Annotated in this window: 13 protein-coding genes; 5 read left to right on the top strand and 8 right to left on the bottom strand. The window is 44.4% G+C overall.

The window, feature by feature from the left end:
- Position 1 precedes the first annotated feature (1 nt).
- From RB622_RS01875 to RB622_RS01865, 3 genes are all read left to right on the top strand, one after another.
- Entirely contained in the window at positions 2–397 is a 396-nt protein-coding gene (locus tag RB622_RS01875) for a hypothetical protein (protein ID WP_308044791.1), read from the top strand.
- A gap of 81 nt (positions 398–478) precedes the next feature.
- Positions 479–2,737, top strand: a complete 2,259-nt coding sequence (locus RB622_RS01870) for a TonB-dependent receptor (RefSeq protein WP_308044790.1) — start codon at positions 479–481, stop codon at positions 2,735–2,737.
- Positions 2,738–2,844: 107 nt separating this feature from the next.
- Complete coding sequence (locus RB622_RS01865) at positions 2,845–3,570, top strand: hypothetical protein (protein WP_308044789.1); 726 nt, start codon at positions 2,845–2,847, stop codon at positions 3,568–3,570.
- A 376-nt stretch (positions 3,571–3,946) separates the two neighbouring features.
- On the opposite strand, the gene RB622_RS01860 is transcribed toward RB622_RS01865, so the two are convergent.
- Together RB622_RS01860 and RB622_RS01855 are read right to left on the bottom strand one after the other, a co-directional pair.
- Positions 3,947–4,693, bottom strand: coding sequence for a porin family protein (locus RB622_RS01860; RefSeq protein WP_308044788.1), 747 nt, complete (start codon positions 4,691–4,693; stop codon positions 3,947–3,949).
- Between the two features lie 23 nt (positions 4,694–4,716).
- Positions 4,717–5,811, bottom strand: coding sequence for a PCMD domain-containing protein (locus tag RB622_RS01855; protein WP_308044787.1), 1,095 nt, complete (start codon positions 5,809–5,811; stop codon positions 4,717–4,719).
- 244 nt (positions 5,812–6,055) lie between these two features.
- Here RB622_RS01855 and RB622_RS01850 point away from each other — a divergent pair, with 244 nt between their 5' ends.
- On the top strand, positions 6,056–6,700 hold the full coding sequence (locus tag RB622_RS01850) for a hypothetical protein (RefSeq protein ID WP_308044786.1): 645 nt from the start codon (positions 6,056–6,058) through the stop codon (positions 6,698–6,700).
- Between the two features lie 14 nt (positions 6,701–6,714).
- Positions 6,715–6,984 carry a hypothetical protein gene (locus RB622_RS01845; RefSeq protein WP_308044785.1) on the top strand — a complete coding sequence of 90 codons (270 nt, stop codon included), beginning with the start codon at positions 6,715–6,717 and terminating at the stop codon, positions 6,982–6,984.
- A gap of 14 nt (positions 6,985–6,998) precedes the next feature.
- Here the strand turns inward: RB622_RS01845 and RB622_RS01840 are convergent, their stop codons facing one another.
- The 6 genes from RB622_RS01840 to RB622_RS01815 form a co-directional block, all read right to left on the bottom strand.
- On the bottom strand, positions 6,999–7,730 hold the full coding sequence (locus RB622_RS01840; protein ID WP_308044784.1) for a DUF2490 domain-containing protein: 732 nt from the start codon (positions 7,728–7,730) through the stop codon (positions 6,999–7,001).
- Positions 7,731–7,739: 9 nt separating this feature from the next.
- Positions 7,740–8,915: a chromate transporter gene (locus RB622_RS01835; RefSeq protein ID WP_308044783.1), complete on the bottom strand. Its 1,176-nt coding sequence runs from the start codon at positions 8,913–8,915 to the stop codon at positions 7,740–7,742.
- Between the two features lie 77 nt (positions 8,916–8,992).
- On the bottom strand, positions 8,993–9,838 hold the full coding sequence (locus RB622_RS01830) for a chromate resistance protein ChrB domain-containing protein (protein ID WP_308044782.1): 846 nt from the start codon (positions 9,836–9,838) through the stop codon (positions 8,993–8,995).
- A 219-nt stretch (positions 9,839–10,057) separates the two neighbouring features.
- The gene (locus RB622_RS01825) at positions 10,058–11,638 is read right to left on the bottom strand and encodes a RagB/SusD family nutrient uptake outer membrane protein (RefSeq protein ID WP_308044781.1); all 1,581 of its coding nucleotides are present in this window, start codon (positions 11,636–11,638) and stop codon (positions 10,058–10,060) included.
- A gap of 13 nt (positions 11,639–11,651) precedes the next feature.
- Positions 11,652–14,927: a TonB-dependent receptor gene (locus RB622_RS01820; protein WP_308044780.1), complete on the bottom strand. Its 3,276-nt coding sequence runs from the start codon at positions 14,925–14,927 to the stop codon at positions 11,652–11,654.
- Between the two features lie 207 nt (positions 14,928–15,134).
- Entirely contained in the window at positions 15,135–16,196 is a 1,062-nt protein-coding gene (locus tag RB622_RS01815; RefSeq protein ID WP_308044779.1) for a FecR family protein, read from the bottom strand.
- Positions 16,197–16,271: the final 75 nt, after the last annotated feature.

The following is a 16,271-nucleotide window of genomic DNA, read 5'->3' as shown; positions in this document are numbered from 1 at the left end:
CATGTTCCCTCGATCTCTTTTGGCGATACTGATTTTAGTTAACTACCTGTGGCTTGCAGCTACGGGCTATATCAGCAGGCCTGAACAGAATCCTTATATGCTAAAAATTCAAACCAGTACTTCCCAACAGCAGGAACGATATGAAGAATGCCGGTACCTGAGAATGGATGGTTTGGAAGACTTTATGGCCGAAGCACTGGCGACCCGTTACCAGGAAGCTTCCGATGGGAATGAATTGCATACCTTTTCGGTGGTATCCGGCATTGATACACATTTTTTCTCAGAGTATTTGGCATTTACAATACAAGTTGTTTTTCCCGAAAAAACGATTAGACCTATCCTTGCCGTACCTGCGGTCATCGAGATGACGCCCGCTGTGGATTCTCCGCCTGAATAAGCATTTCAAAATCTCTATGCCCAAGTCGGTAAGACTTTGGGATTCAAATTTTTGATTTTGATCTGATTATTCTTTTTGATCATGAATAAACTTCTATTGATATTACTACTTGCGTGCACGCATTTTTGTGCTGACGCGCACCACGGAAATCTTTCCGGTGTCATCTATAATCACACGACCGGTTTACCCCTGCGTGGGGTAAGTGTTCAGATTTCGAGTTTGAACAAAGCGACATTTACCAATGAATTGGGTCAGTTCAGGTTTGATAATCTGGTTGCCGCCGAGTATAAGATTGAACTTTCCCATTTGGGTTTTCAACCGAAAATTATTCGCCAGATCGTGCAGGATGATCAGACGGCCTTCGTGAAAATTGAGCTTGCTGCTTCGGAAGTTTCGCTCGGCGAGGTGGTTGTTTCTTCTGTTCGTGCACACGATCAGCAGCTTATCAGCAGCCTTGATATTAAACTCCGGCCTATAACCAATTCTCAGGAAATACTGCGTATGGTGCCGGGATTATTTATCGGGCAGCACGCCGGGGGAGGGAAGGCAGAGCAGATATTTTTACGTGGATTTGACCTGGATCATGGAACCGACATTCGTCTTACCGTAGATGGAATGCCGGTAAATATGGTTTCCCATGCGCACGGCCAGGGTTATGCGGACCTGCATTTCGTAATTCCTGAACTTGTGGAAGGGGTTGATTTTAAAAAAGGGCCGTATAATGCAGAAAAGGGCAATTTTACGACAGCCGGCTGGGTTGATTTCAGAACGAAAAATGCCCTGGAACGTTCTTTTGTAAAGCTTGAAGGAGGTCAGTATGACAGTTACAGAGCCGTAGCCGGTATTGATTTATTAGGTCAAAAAGGAAGGGATAAAAATCAGTCTGCCTATATCGGCTCTGAATATTCTTTTACAAATTCCTATTTTGATCACCCACAGGACTTCAACAGGTTGAATTTGATCGGGAAATATCATGGACATATCTGGCCTAATACCAATCTGACGCTGACGGCTTCAACGTTTTGGAGCAAATGGAATCATTCCGGTCAAATCCCGGACCGTGCCTATGAGTCAGGTGAAATTGGGTTTTATGGCTCTGTTGACCCTACGGAGGGTGGTGAGACGAGCCGAACAAATTTTAATGCCCAGTTTGTGACAGCTACGGACAAAAACTACGTAGTCAAAAATCAGTTTTTTTACAGCCGATATAACTTTGCGCTTTACTCTAATTTTACCTTTTTTCTGCAAGACTCAATAAACGGAGATCAGATCCGTCAGAAGGAAAGACGCGACTTATTTGGGTACAACGGAAGTATTTCCAAACATGTTTTTCTGGGAAAATCCCAATGGACAACGACATTTGGTCTGCAATACCGTCATGATCTGACGCATGGCACGGAGCTGTCGCATACAAAAGACAGGGATATTACTTTACAACGAAATCAATATGGTCATGTAAATGAGCTGAATGCCGGCGCTTATGTAGATGAGCTGATTCAGGTTAATGAAAGGCTGACAATTAATGCAGGTTTGAGACTGGACTTTTTTAGGAGCCAATATACGGATCTTTTGGTACAACCTGTTAACGCAAAACAGGCTAGGGACGCGATCTTTTCACCCAAGTTGAACTTCTATTACACCTTCAATCCCTCTTTGCAGCTCTATCTGAACTCGGGAAAAGGATTTCACTCCAATGATGCCCGGGTTGTAGTTCCCAAGACGGGTAAGCGGATTCTGCCAGGCGCGTATGGTTCTGATCTGGGATTAATTTTAAAACCGCTGCCTAAGCTGCTGATCAACGTGGCAGCCTGGTATCTATGGCTTGAACAGGAGTTTGTATACGTGGGCGATGCCGGCGTGATTGAGCCAAGTGGGAAATCCCGCAGGCAGGGACTTGACGTTTCGATACGCTATCAGCTTACTAAAATGTTATTTATGGATGCCGATGTGAGTTCGGCAAAACCGCGTGCGATTGGGGTGCTGGAAGGTATGAATTATCTGCCGCTGGCTCCTTTGTTTAGTTCTACCGGAGGGTTTTCTGTGAAAATACCTAACGGGCTGAGTGGTTCTTTGCGCTACCGCTATATGGCCAACCGACCAGCCAACGATGATAACTCGATTGTAGCAAAAGGATACTTTGTAACGGATGCACAGTTGAATTATACGAAGCAAAAATACAATGTTGGTCTATCGGTGCAGAACCTTTTAAATACCCGCTGGAAAGAAACGCAGTTTGATACCGAAAGCAGATTAAAAGGTGAGACGGTACCCGTGGAGGAGATACATTTTACACCCGGAACCCCGTTTTTTGCCAGATTGAGTTGCACGCTTTTCTTTTGACGGGGCCGAGCGCTTGCAGATGGTGATCATAAACGATGTTTGGCCTAAAAGCCATAAGATTCTCTTACTTCCTTCTTTTTCACGATTAATTACAAACAACTTTAACGATGAAAAAATCAATATTATTTTTTGGATTGGGCGCAATGATCTTAATCCAAAGCTGCGGTGAAAAACCGGCAATTGATTCAGCTACTTTGCTTAATGAATCGCAAATTGAAGATGTGTTTAAAGCGATGGATGGTGTGGTTGTTGGCGTTGATTCGATACCGATCTATAAAAGTATAACCGAGCAGCAGGATAAATCCGGCATACCCGTTGAGCGTCTGGTGACTGATCTGGACAGTTATTGCAATGTGCCCGAAAAAGCGTCTGATTTAAACAGTGGTACGGATATTAAAATCTACAAATTTGATTATAACGCTTCAAAAGATGCAGCGGCAATGGGCTTTACAGGAAAGATTAAGAAAGGTGAGATTCTGCTTGTGGAAGACTGTTTCAGGTATTCAACGGTGCTTTGCAACGGAAAAACTAAAAAGCTGGGTGTAGGCCTCCGGTGTTTTATTGTCGTGAGCGGGCTTAAAGGAGAGCTGGCGATTGCTTCGTTGGCTGGCATCGCGTCAAGCGTGGAGCTGTATAGGGCCAAAGCCAAGTTTGAGGTGAAATCACTGGGAACGGGGATAGACGGGGAGTTGTTGGCGCAAAACCTGAAATCTCCGACAGGGGAGTACAATGTAGATAATTTTACGCAGCTGGCCCTTACATTTTCCAACATGCTGACCATGTTGGAAAACAAGAATTTCGAAACGAAAATCAGACCGGTGCTTCTCCTTTGACCTGTTTAATAATAAGGATGTCAGTGAAACGAGTCGTTGAAGGTTTTGTTGCAACAATACTGCTGGCTGACATTTGCCAGATTTTTTTGAGTGTAGAAACATTCAGAGGAAGAAATACAATGGTTCCTAAGATACCATTGTATTTCTTCCTCTTGTCATTGTTAAACGTCCAGGCTGATTGTCGTCTCGTAGTTTTGGTAATTTGTAGCGCTTCCCCAGTTGTCCTTTATTTTATACGTGCCGGAACCGCTGGGTTTGATCGAAAGACCATAAGCCAAATCCTTTTACAGAACATTCAGCAGTTTTTGAATGCCTCCGTCAGCATATTTAATCCAGCATATTGTGATCGGATCCTTTTCGTTAAGCTGGCCGGATGTCAGAAACGATAACCCACCCCCAGATTTAAATACAGATTATGCAGGTCAAAATCAATGCTTTGAAAATCCTTTTTCATAAGCGGCGTCAAAGCGTAATTGAACATAGCGGAGGCAAACAAGCGGGAATTGAGACGGTAGTCGGCACCGATTTCCACGCCCGCATTAACCGGGCGGACCTCCTTGGAAAAATCGTAATAAGCTTCATCGATTTCTTCTTTCAGGCCAACCGGTGTCTGGTCGCGGACGTAGCCATTTCTGGCTTTTCCAGAGAAGTTATTTTCGAGTAACAGCGATACAAAGGCACCGGCTTTTACGGTTAGCGGCGAATTAAACGCGTAGGTCGCGTGAATGGGGAGTGTCAGGTAACTATTTTTGACTTTTGTTTCAACTGTCCCCCAAAAGTACCCTATAATACTTTGAGACCGGCTATTACTCCCTTCATTGAACGTTGTGTAATAGCCTTTGACCCTGGACTGGGTGGTCATGCCTTTTTGTTCCAAACGCAGGGCTGTTGCCAGACCGAATTTTCCTGGTAGCGGATAATGTAATCCCGCTTCAAGGCTTAGCAGCAGGCCAGGGTTGTATGACTCGATCTTTCTGATCGTAACCGGGATACCAATCGGTGTGGAGGCGCCAATGGAAAAACCCGCGCGAACATTGAAGTTCAGTTTCTTGTCCGATTGAGCCTTGATCTCAGGAGTCAAAAATGGCAAGATCGCCAGCAGTATGACGTTAAGTTTTTTCATGGGATATAGAATCAGGTTTCAGGCTATTCTATTACTATTTTTACATCGTCCACGTACAGTTTACTGCCGACTGCTCCTTCGAAGGTGGCGCCGTTTTTGCTCGATGTAAAAATGATAGAAAGTTTATAAGCATATCCGGCAAGATCTGCCGGATCAATTTCTCCACGGTATTTGAAAGTGATGTCAAAAGGATGATAGCCGCTTCCCGATGTCTGGTTTCCGTTGGGTAATTGCGCCACGGCCACGACGTTTTGATCAGTCAGGATATTGCTTCCGTTCAGATAAGGCTTGTCCGCAGAAGCCTTAAACAAAACGGCATAGATATCACATTGGTCATCGCGTTGCGGGGAAACCGGCGTGCCGGTTTTATCCGTTACCGGACCGGCTGGCAGATATCGATAGGAACCAGTAAAACGCAAAGGTTTTTTGTTAAAAGGAATGCCAAACAACGTTGCTTCCAGCGGAGCCGTCAGCGATTTGGAGCCATCAAAACTCCCGAGAAAAAGATTACCCGCAGCAAGCGGCATACCCACAAGCGCCCCCAATGCGCCAGTTGATTTGGTTTCCAGATATGCAGCATAATTGCCTTCCAGTGCATTTGGTGACCGTTGTGTTGGATAGGCTTCTGGTTTTTTCTCCGGCGCAACCAGTGAAAAACCGCTGTTGCCAGATGCCCATACGTTCTGATTTTCCCCGTTGACAATTTCGTAGGGGGTATTGTAGTTTGCCTCTGGAGTTAATGTCCAGTTTTCAAATGCAAAGGTGTTGGAAACAGTATTCTGGAGTAGACTGATCTTGTAATTTTTTTGCCATTTGCCGTCCTCCGAGTAAACCGTGTAGGTTACTGGTGTGGTAAAGTTTTGAGGAACACCTGATGCCGGGCTTATCCGGGCACCGTCGGTTACCACAAATTTTGGAGCAAAGGCGGTAATGTCCAGTTTGTCGTACCTGACAAAGGCGGTGACGGAATTATTACTAATTACAGGCGGAGCAATAAGGACCGAGTCCGGGAGATCAACTTTTACAATATCCGCCTCCATATTTTCAGCCTCCGGTTTAATACACCCTGACAGTGAAAAAAAAGCCGGAATTATTAAGTAGAAAATAGTATTTTTCATTGATCTTTTTGTTGATGGGCAGGTTTTGGTTTTTATAAACTATGCTTTCGCAATAGTAAACATTTTGTAGCCATTATATACATATTGCGTAGAAAAACTTATCTGTTGGAGCTACATTTAAAGAAAAATGTTCTAGATTGAAACGAAATTTTTGTTCACTCAGAAAACGTGCTTTGTTAGGAATATTATAATTATCATACCAAACCTGTTTATCTGATATTTTAACTATTCCCCATTTTTTTCGATGAAAAGTATTAAAGGTTTTTTTCTTGTTCTTTGTATGGCTACGGTCGTAATTAACGGCTGCAATACGGATACCAGCAAATCTCATACCACCGAATCCGGAATGACCGGGGCAGATTCGTCCGAAGGTTTGAAAAAGGACGTTTTGTTTGATCCGGATACCACCGACACGATTGCTCCGCCGGATTATGCGGCAAATGCAGCCGATACTGCAACAGCGTCATTCATTCGTAAAGTGCTTCCCGGGATATTGGAAAAACAGTTGGTAGGCGTGGAGCCAAAGGACCGCAAATTTGTATATTATCAAACGGATTTGAATGCTGACGGCAAGGATGAATTGTTCGTTGGCTTTACGGGCATGAACTGGTGCGGTTCGGGCGGATGTACGGCTTTGCTGTTGTCTGCTGATGGGAAACTGATCACTTATTTCACCGTTGTAGATTTCCCTTTCCGCATTATGAACGAAAAGACAAACGGATGGAATGATCTGGTGGTTTATAGCGGTGGTGCGAACCGTGTTTTGAAATGGAACAAAAACAAATATCCGTCAAATCCCTCGGTTGCTCCGAAGTATCGGGCTACACTGGGAGATGAACCCAAAGCATTAGGGTTTGCTGAAAAACCATATCCTTGGTTTACTTTTTGATATCAGAACTAAAAATGAACGAGTCATTTATTTATCGCACGGATGCAGTAATCCTCGTCGGCGCACTCTTTGTTATCATGTTATTTGTTTTGTCGGTGGCCAGTGCATTTTACGCCGGATATATATCAGTTGGTAAGGGCAAAATGGACTGGTTCATCATCGTTGGTTTCTGTCTGCTAACTTCGGTGGTGATATACATTACCCTGGATCTGGACAGACCCAGGAGAGGTTTTATCAGGTTGGAAGGAAGCGAACAGGCCATGCTGGATTTGCGTAAATTCTGATCGGGCCGGATAGCTTACTTTTTAGCCCGGATATCCAGATTGTGAAATACAAATACACGCTGTACATTATTGCTGTTAAAATGATTTCCGGAAGGAAGCTGCTGAAACTGGTTCATGTAGCCAACCTGTAAATTAAGTTCTTTGGTAAACTGATAACCGAGTCCGACAAAAAGCCGGTTCTGGTCAAACATGTTGTAAGTAATCTGTTTCCCTGCATTAATATGGATTTCATCATTAAAGGCGAAAAACAGCGTTTTAGGTTCTATGAAGTCTCTGTTCAACGGTACCATCAGGTTTAAAAGATAACGAAACCTGAAATTGAAATTCGAACCGTCCAGCAGCTGATCATTTGCAATTTTGCGGTTGAAACGCTGTTCAAGACGTATCCACTGCTGGGTGTGCAGACGCTTTTGTCGGCTTGTCCAGAGTACCTGTTGCCAGAGCCTGTTTTCGGGGCGGACGGTATGAAGGCCGACTGCCGGAAAGCTCCGGGCATAAACGTAGCCTGCCGTAAAACGAAGGTGATCATTGGCATAGTACGTGATACCGGGTCGGATAAGCTGGGCAGCCCAACGATCCAGAAAATCTGTTCTTCGGGCGTGTACATCCAGCCAGATTCCCCACTTATCGGTAAGCCTGGTCTGGTTAAAATAACCCAGCCATAGGCCATTTTGTTTGTTGATCTGTTTTTGGGCGAATGATGGAATTGTAAATAATGTCAACAGCAGTAAAATCAGTTTTTTCATAAAATCAGTTTACAAATATGTTTTGATGCAAAAGCCAAGGATTGCGGCTATTAGAATAATGTACGGTTCCTGTAATTTTTTAATGTAGAGTAGTGCGAGCACCGTTAGTATTGCAATCATCGCCGATGCAATATCGACGATCGAACGTGTGGCAATGACAAACACCGATCCGACAAGGGCACCTACAACCGCTGCCGTAATGCCATCTACAAATGCTTTGATACTAGCGTTTTTGGATATTTTCTTAAAATAAGGTGCAGGCAAAACGGTGAAAACAAAACATGGCAGAAAAACACCTATTGCCGCCACCGCTGCTCCGGAAAATCCAGAGACCAGAAAGCCAATAAAACCGACGGTGATAACCACAGGACCGGGTGTGATCATGGCAACGGCAACTGAATCCAGAAACTGCTGCTCGTTAAGCCAGCCCATTTTGTTGACAACACCAGCCTGCAAAAAAGGAATAATCGCCAGTCCGCTACCAAAAACAAATGCCCCTGCCTCTGTAAAAAACAATCCCAGTTTGATCAGCTCGTCAGGCTCATATTGCCAAAAAACAGTACCGGCCAAAAGAACGACAGACAAAGAGGCTTTTCTTTTGTAAAGCCATTTTGGAGGTGCTTTAACCACCATGTATGTAAAGCCAAGCACTATAAAAAGCCAAACTTCCTCTCGCTGGGTAATTGCTGTAACTACGACCATGACCAAAAAGAAGAGCCAAAGGATCCACCTGCTTTTGATAGCATCCGTTTCGAGTTTGCTCACCGATTTAATTGTCAGCTTGTAACAGCTGAGGGAGATGATTCCGATCACAGCCGAACCAACCCCATAAAACACTGACTGCATCCACGGCAGGCCGCCGTAAAGTTTGTAGGCCATGCCAAGTAAAACAACCATGACAAAAGAAGGAAGCACAAAGGCCAGGCCGGTGAGCGTGGCGCCCCAAACACCGTAGTGTACATAGCCAAGATAAATGCCCAGCTGGGCGGCCAACGGCCCAGGCGCGAGCTGGGCCAGCGCCAATCCTTCACGGTATTCATCTTCACTGATCCATTTACGGTCTTCGACCAGATCCCGGTGCATATAACCGATCAGTGCTACCGGGCCTCCAAAGCCGAATGTTCCCAGTTTCAGGAAATATCTGGTAAGATCTGAGAGACTGTACTTTTTTGTTTCCAAAGTCATGTTTGTTATTTGGTAGTTGCAATACTAGCGCAGCCACTAGCCAAATAATAGAATAAAAATGACGATTTGTACAGGAATTACTTTTTGATCAAACTTTTTCTGTAATTAGACGGGTTCTGCCCGGTATGGGCTTTAAAAATCCGGTTAAAATGGCTTTGATCAGAAAAACCGGTCAGATAGGCAACCTCTGACAAGGTGTGATCAGAGGTTGATAGCAGGTCAATCGCTTTTTCAATCCGAAGTTTGCGTATGTATTCTCCGAAAGACAGATTACTGAAATATTTTGAAAATTCCCTGGACACATACGAAGGATGGATCTGCAACCCTTCCGCAATTTCCTTCAGACTTAAACTAAGATTTGTGTCTATCTGGTCCTGTATGATTTCTTTTAGCTCTTTCGCCCATTTGGGGGTTTTAAGCTCTTCCGACTTTTGTTTATCCAGGTAGGTATTAAAAACTGCCAGCAGCAGCTTTTCAGCAGGGCTCTGCGTGTGCTTTTGTTTTTGCAAATGCTTTGCCCAGCTGTACAGGGAATCATAAATGAGCATACCTTTTTCCAGTAGCTGTTGGTCATCGGTAATGTTATAGGCCAGCCCCGCGGAAATCGCCCATAACCCAGCCGACTGGCTCGCAAGGGAATGGTCATCGGTATCGGCACCACGGATGATTACTGCCATGTCTTTTAAGGCCGGATCCTGGATTTCATATCTTTCCAGAAAAAAATCAAAGGTGCAGCGGTCTTCGTAGTGGGTAAATTCCGTATCCGGAATATCAAAAGGTGTGGCGTCCAGTTCGCGGGCTTTGATCCTTACCTGATCAAATGGGACGTAAAATATCTGGGCATCGGGATCGATAAACCTCTTAATTAGCCAGGGACAGGCGATACGGTCAATCTTGGGGCGCTCTCGGGTGATCCAGTTCATTTTTCAATGCGTCGTTTTATGATAATCATATTTCAAAGATAGACAGAGTATATAATTATTCAGTTGGATCACTTTCAAACAGCCGGTACAATGCCAGATCAGATAACATGGTACAACGAAAACACAAGAAATCGTGCACTTGCCTGGTACAGTACTTAAGCGCTGAGCGACAGTACATTCTCTGTCACTCAGCGTTTGAAATTCAGACTGTCCGATGTGCTAATACCCGGGGTTTTGGGTCATGTTTGGGTTTCCCTCCATTTCCCTCGCTGGAATTGGCCATAGATAATCTTTTTGAGAAAAGGTACGGGTTTCAACGTTAACTGCCTTTTTTGTTTTTGGATTAACGGCTCCTTCAACGATACCATGCATTACTTTTTCACCGATTTTCCACCTTCTTATATCGAACAAACGGCTTCCTTCAAAGGCCAGTTCAATCCGTCGTTCCCGTCGGTACAGCTCTCTTATTTTAGCTTCCGAGTTATAAACTGACACATCCACATTTGGCATTTTTGCCCTGTTTCGGATTTGATTGAGATATTTGACTACATCCGGATCGTTCCATTTGCCACTTTCAACCAAAGCCTCAACATACATCAGTAACAAATCTCCATAGCGATATATCATGTAATCCAGTGAACCGCCTTTTCCTTTGTCTGCCAGATCCACGTACTTCCTGAGCCAGTAGCCGGTTTTGGAAGAATAAATGGCAGCCAGTCTGTTGGGGTTGTTAGGCGAATCGTCCCAGGGGTCAAGCTTACCATAATAGGTTGAGCCGGGATAAGCAATCGTGGCGTCCATCCGAGGGTCCCGGTTGGATTTATAGCTGGGGTTTTCCTTGTAAATTTCCATGCTGTCTGTCCCGAGTTCTGTCAGGGTTTTACCCTGTTTGGTTTCATAGGCATTCATAAGAGAACCCGTTGGATTAAGACAGGCATTTCCGCCAAGATATCCTGGTGCACTCCGGTAAAAACTGTCATTGTTTCCAGCCTGTTTTATAAATATTCGTTCTTCATTTACCTGACCTTCGTAATTGAACAAGGTGGCATAATTAGGATGAAGTTTGTACAGGTTCAGATCAATGACCTGCTTGGCCGCCGCCGCTGCCTGGCTATACTGGTGGTTATTGAGCAAGGCAACAGTTTTCATCGTGTAACAAGCTCCCTTGGTAATTCTCTTTATATCATTGATTGCATAGGTCGCTGGCAAATCGGCCGAGGCGGCATCCAGTTCTGCAACAACAAAGTCCAGGATTTCCTGCCGGGAATTTCTTTTTAGGTCGGTTTCTGTCGGAAGGACCACCGTAGTAACGATTGGTACTTCGCCATAATATAAAAAAAGATCAAGGTGAAGCCAGGCTCTCAAAGCGCGCGCTTCTGCAAAGTATCGTTTTTTTAGGTTCGGTTCTATCAGTGCCTTTCCGGCATGTTCCAGAAACCTGTTGGCCCGTCGGATCGCAATATAATTTTCTTCCCAAACCGGCTGTACCGCATACCAGTCCACGCCCCGCATTTGCGAATTGGCATTCCCAAGGGCAATCGTGTTGACTTCCCCAAAGAAATTTGCATACCAAACGGCATTGTCCGTCATGCCTTCAAAGGTGATCCGGGTATTTTTTCTATATTGAAACTGACCAGTCGGTACCTGTTCGTAAATCGCGTTAAGTGCTGTATTGATTTCACCCTCTGTATTCCAGAAGTTTTCGTCCGTGGTGGCCGTCGGGTGATCCTTTGTCAGAAATTCATCATTACAAGAGGTCAGGAAAAACCCGGTAATTAATAAAAGATATATCCTTTTCATAATTTAGTTGCGTTTAAAATTTAACGTTTAATCCAACTGTATAGACTTTCATCATCGGGTAGTTGGCTTCGCTGCCCCTTGTTTCGGGGTCAAAGTATTTCATCTTGCTCAGTGTGATTGCATTTTGAGCGTTTACAAATACACGGAGATTACTGATTCGCAGTTTTCTAACAAGCTGCGGATGGAAGTTATAGCCAAGTTGTATGTACTTTACCCTCAAAAATGCGGCGTTCGTTAGCCAGTAATCTGCCGGAAGGACATTATTGCCGGGAGCAGGTGCCAGTCTTGGAAACATCGCGTTTGGATTTTGGGGAGTCCAGTAATCTGTCTGAAATTGCATCGGTGTTCCTCCGTCAAAATTTGAAGTGACATTCAGCGGCGTTTGGTAGCGTCCCGTGTAGTAGGCCAGGCTCTTTGTGAAACCATTGATCTGGGTTTCAAGAGAGAATCTTTTGTATGCAAAGTTCAGGTTTGTAAAATAGCTGCCCTGGGGATTCGGATTGCCCGATATTACTTTGTCGGCTTTGTCTATATTTTTGTCCCCATTGATATCAATGTATTTAATATCTCCGATTTGTTGTCCCGGTAATAGTGTGGCGCCGCCTTCAATGTCCTTTTGCGTCAGCAGGCCATCTGTTTTGTACAAATAATAGCTGTTGATCGGGTGCCCGATTTCGTTGATGTCAAGACCGCTGCCTCCTATATAGGGTCCGCCTCTGAGCGATAGAATTTTATTGCTGTAATACGAGTATCCGACACTGGCACTCATTTCGAGATCTTTGCTGAACGTTTTGGAATAATTGAGCATAAACTCCCAGCCTTTATTGGAAACTGAACCGGAATTGATCGGAAGTGTGGCTACCCCGGATGAAAGTGACAGGGGCGGTGTAAGCAAAATGTTATCAGTTGTTTTGCTAAACCAGTCGATCGTCAGACCCAGGTTTTGAAATAATCGGATATCGGTTCCTATGTCCAGCATTTTAACAGTTTCCCAGGTAATTTCCGGATTTCCGATCGAAGTTTCTCTGCCATCTCCGCCGTTGATCAGACTTTGATAGCGGTAAAGTTCGTTGACATCGTCGTTTCGGCCATTGTTGCCCATCAGCCCATAAGATGCTCTTAATTTGAAACTGGTGACGGCTTTAACGTCTTTGAGGAAATCCTCGTTATGTACATTCCAGCCCAGTGCTACAGACGGAAATGTTCCCCATTTGTGGCCGGGGCCAAATTTGGAAGAGCCATCCGTTCTGACAGTGCTTTCAAGAAGGTACTTATTGTTGAAAACATAATTAAACTTGACGAAATAGGATGCCAGGGTCGCCTGGTCAAAATTGGAAATGAAATTTGCTTCACGCGAGAGCCCACCTATGGCATAAATAAAATGTTTACCGTAGGTTTGGGAAAATTCAAGGTTGGAAGACAGGTAGTTGTAGGTGGATCGCCCCACACTGGATCCTTTTGCATTGCCATAGGTGAAAACCAGGTTTCCCGTATAATAGTCAAGGAAATTATAAGAATCCCGGTTGGTTAAGCCGCCCTCCGAATTGACACGATAAAGATACTGCCCCCTTAGTTTTAATTCCGGCGTAACTTGCCAAACCGGCTGAAAATTGATGTTGATCTGATCTTTCTTATTTTGCGCATAACCGCCTCTTTCCAGCTCAGCCATCGGATTCATCATTTCTCCAAAATTCCCATACGCCTGATAACCGTCTTCTTTCAACGGATATTTCGGAACGATGTTGGGAGGTGTTGTATAAACCAAATGGAGAGAGTTTCCGAACCGCACCAGTTCAGATCGGTTTCTGCTTCTTGTGGCAACCAAATCCAGCGACATGGAGACGTCTTTGGTAAGGGTAACGCCCGTATTGGCCCGAAATGAGAATCTTTCGAAATCGCGTTTATGTGTTAGTCCGTCCTGATACAGGTAGTTCCCGCTCACAGCAAAACGGGCTAGGTCATTGCCACCCGAAATGCTGACAGAGTGGCTTTGGATCACCGGATTTTTTTTCAACATCAGTTTAGACCAGTTTGTATTGGGATAGCTGACCGGGTCGGAACCATCGATCGTCTTCTGAATGGTTGTCGGGCTGTAAGGTTCCAGACCTCCGATGTTGGCGTATGCCTCATTTACCATGGTCATGTACTTTGGCGCGTCAACAAATTTTGGAAGGTAAGTTGCATTCTGAACACCGCCATAGCCATCATAAGTGACGGACAACTTGCCGGGAATACCTCTTTTGGTCGTCACCAGAATTACGCCGTTTGCCGCCCGAGCTCCGTAAATCGACGCGGCTGCTGCATCTTTTAAAACAGTGATACTTTCCACCGTAGTGGGGTCAACTGAATTGATGTCGAAAGGAACACCATCCACCAGAACAAGCGGAGAGGTACCGCCGATGGTGGAAATACCGCGGATCAGAATATTGGAGCGGTCTTCACCGGCCATACCGCTTCCCTGCATTACGGTTAGCCCGGTTACACCGCCTTGCAATGCCTGCGATAACTGGGTGATCGGCTTGTTCGCAACGGCTGATTTGATGTCCAGTTTGCCAATAGAATTGGCTAAATTTCGTGCTTTTTGTTCTGAATATCCCGTGACGACGACCTCGTTCAGGGCTGTATTTTGCTCAGCAAGGGAGATCACCATATTTTTCGTGCCGGAAATCACGATTTCTTTGGTATCCAGACCAATATATGTAAACACAAGTACTTCTCCTTTTCTGACGGGAATTTCGAAATTTCCATTGGGATCGGTACTTACGCCGCGATCCGTGTTTTTAACTTGAATCGTTACGCCTGGCAGCGCAACGGGTGGCTCGTGGTTGTCGAAAACCTGTCCCTTGATATTAAAACTGCTGTCAGGTAATGCTGGGAAACTTTGTCTGGGCTTATCCGGCGTTTTTAAAGCGGATGTTTTCACCTGACCGCGTTTGAGAAGGATCGTGTTTTTGTTTGACAGCTTATAAGTGATCCCAAGCGGATCCAAAATGCCCTTCAGAACGGATTCTAACCGGTTGTTGTGATCGCGCACTGAAATTTTACGGTCGGCATCGATCATATTGTGGCTGTAAATAAACCGTACATTCACTTGTTTCTCGATTTTTTCGAGTACCTGGTCGAGGGTTATGTCGCTAACTGTAATAGATATACGTTTGTCTAGGATGTTCTGTTTGTCCGGTCCTTTGGCAAAAATTGACCCGGCAAGCAGGGAAATGAGTATAATTTGGGCAAACAAGTTCCTTGTAAGGTGAACCAATACCATGATTTTTTGTCGATTTTTTTGCATAATTTTGAATTAGGTTTTGTATTCTTTTCATACCAGAGTTGCAAACCTTCTCCGTGGCCTTTTGAAGCGTACCCGGTGTGCGAAACCGGATCATAAAGACCGCATTGGAGATGTAATTTTGCCGGTGATGTTGAAGCATTACCGGCTTTTTTCAGTAGATATTCTATTTCATTGGCTCAGTTGGGTTAAGTTGTTGACTACTCGTTTTCATTTTTCACAGCCATTGGAGTAAACTGAAATCGTATTGTTTTTCATTTCAAATCTCGCATTCAAAACCTCACAAATCATTTCCAGTTTTTCCCGGATAGGTTCGTCACCCAGTCTGGCAGTAATGTTACATTTGGAAGTGACTTGCATATCAAAATTGATATTTACACCGTAGGCCAGTTCCAGTGCCTTGAAAACATCTTTTACGGGGGTCTTTTTGAAAGTGAAATATTGAGACTCAATCGGAAGGTTGATCAGTACGGGTTCTGTTACATTTCGTTTTTCGAATTGATTGTTTTCCCGGTTCAGTGTAACAAGCTGATTAGGATTCAATGTTAGCTGATTTGTTTTTGTTTTGTTGACGGCATTGTTTACCGAAATTTCGACTACGCCTGTTTTAACGACGAGCTGAACCTGCTTTTCTGTGGCATTGGCTTTAATACTGAAACTGGTTCCTGTAACTTTTGTCAGCATTTCACCTGAGTAAATGAAAAAAGGTTTGTCCGGGTTCTTTTGAACTTCAAAAAAAGCTTCTCCCTGCATAACGACTTCCCGTTTATCCGCAGAAAATTCGTCGGGATAGCTGATGCGTGCGTTTTTTTTGAGTATTACCGAACTTCCATCCGGCAGGGTCACCAGTTTTACTTTTTCGTTGTTATTGATTACCTCAATGATGGTGGTGTTTTCTAAACGGGAGAGGACGGCATTGTAAGGGGTTTTCGTAAAGTGTTTCCAGTAATACCCGCCAAAACCCAGCGTAAGTAACAATATCGCCGCAGCCTGAAACCATCTTCCCCGCCACCAGGACCGAACCTGGCCTTCCTGAGAAATGTAGCCAAGTAATTTTGATTTTCTGGAAGCCAGCTCTTCGTCGGAAATGTTGTCGAGTTCTCCCCGGACCATTCGTAAAATATCGATGGCCTGCTCAATGTTTTCAGTCTGCGAGGGGGTGTTTTCAAGGACTGAAACCCAAAAGGAATCCTGTTCACCTCGGTAAACCCATTTACGAAATCCAGGATGGTCAATCCAGTCCTTTACCTCGAAGTTGTTATAATTATTCATGGAATTGTTAAAAGTAGTTACCTCTGACACGATGAGTGAACAGTTGCTATTCCATACCCATGGATTTTGAAAAAA

Origin of the sequence: Dyadobacter sp. LHD-138, assembly GCF_030929615.1 — a bacterium.
Taxonomy (GTDB): Bacteria; Bacteroidota; Bacteroidia; order Cytophagales; family Spirosomataceae; genus Dyadobacter.
Note: the sequence above shows the minus strand (reverse complement) of the source record. Positions and strands in the feature narration are given on the sequence as shown.

Excerpts from the sequence above, each read along its gene's own strand:
- RB622_RS01875 (WP_308044791.1), top strand. The coding sequence starts at position 2 with ATGTTCCCTCGATCTCTTTTGGCGATACTGATTTTAGTTAACTACCTG.
- RB622_RS01870 (WP_308044790.1), top strand. The coding sequence starts at position 479 with ATGAATAAACTTCTATTGATATTACTACTTGCGTGCACGCATTTTTGT.
- RB622_RS01865 (WP_308044789.1), top strand. The coding sequence starts at position 2,845 with ATGAAAAAATCAATATTATTTTTTGGATTGGGCGCAATGATCTTAATC.
- RB622_RS01860 (WP_308044788.1), bottom strand. The coding sequence starts at position 4,693 with ATGAAAAAACTTAACGTCATACTGCTGGCGATCTTGCCATTTTTGACT.
- RB622_RS01855 (WP_308044787.1), bottom strand. The coding sequence starts at position 5,811 with ATGAAAAATACTATTTTCTACTTAATAATTCCGGCTTTTTTTTCACTG.
- RB622_RS01850 (WP_308044786.1), top strand. The coding sequence starts at position 6,056 with ATGAAAAGTATTAAAGGTTTTTTTCTTGTTCTTTGTATGGCTACGGTC.
- RB622_RS01845 (WP_308044785.1), top strand. The coding sequence starts at position 6,715 with ATGAACGAGTCATTTATTTATCGCACGGATGCAGTAATCCTCGTCGGC.
- RB622_RS01840 (WP_308044784.1), bottom strand. The coding sequence starts at position 7,730 with ATGAAAAAACTGATTTTACTGCTGTTGACATTATTTACAATTCCATCA.
- RB622_RS01835 (WP_308044783.1), bottom strand. The coding sequence starts at position 8,915 with ATGACTTTGGAAACAAAAAAGTACAGTCTCTCAGATCTTACCAGATAT.
- RB622_RS01830 (WP_308044782.1), bottom strand. The coding sequence starts at position 9,838 with ATGAACTGGATCACCCGAGAGCGCCCCAAGATTGACCGTATCGCCTGT.
- RB622_RS01825 (WP_308044781.1), bottom strand. The coding sequence starts at position 11,638 with ATGAAAAGGATATATCTTTTATTAATTACCGGGTTTTTCCTGACCTCT.
- RB622_RS01820 (WP_308044780.1), bottom strand. The coding sequence starts at position 14,927 with ATGCAAAAAAATCGACAAAAAATCATGGTATTGGTTCACCTTACAAGG.
- RB622_RS01815 (WP_308044779.1), bottom strand. The coding sequence starts at position 16,196 with ATGAATAATTATAACAACTTCGAGGTAAAGGACTGGATTGACCATCCT.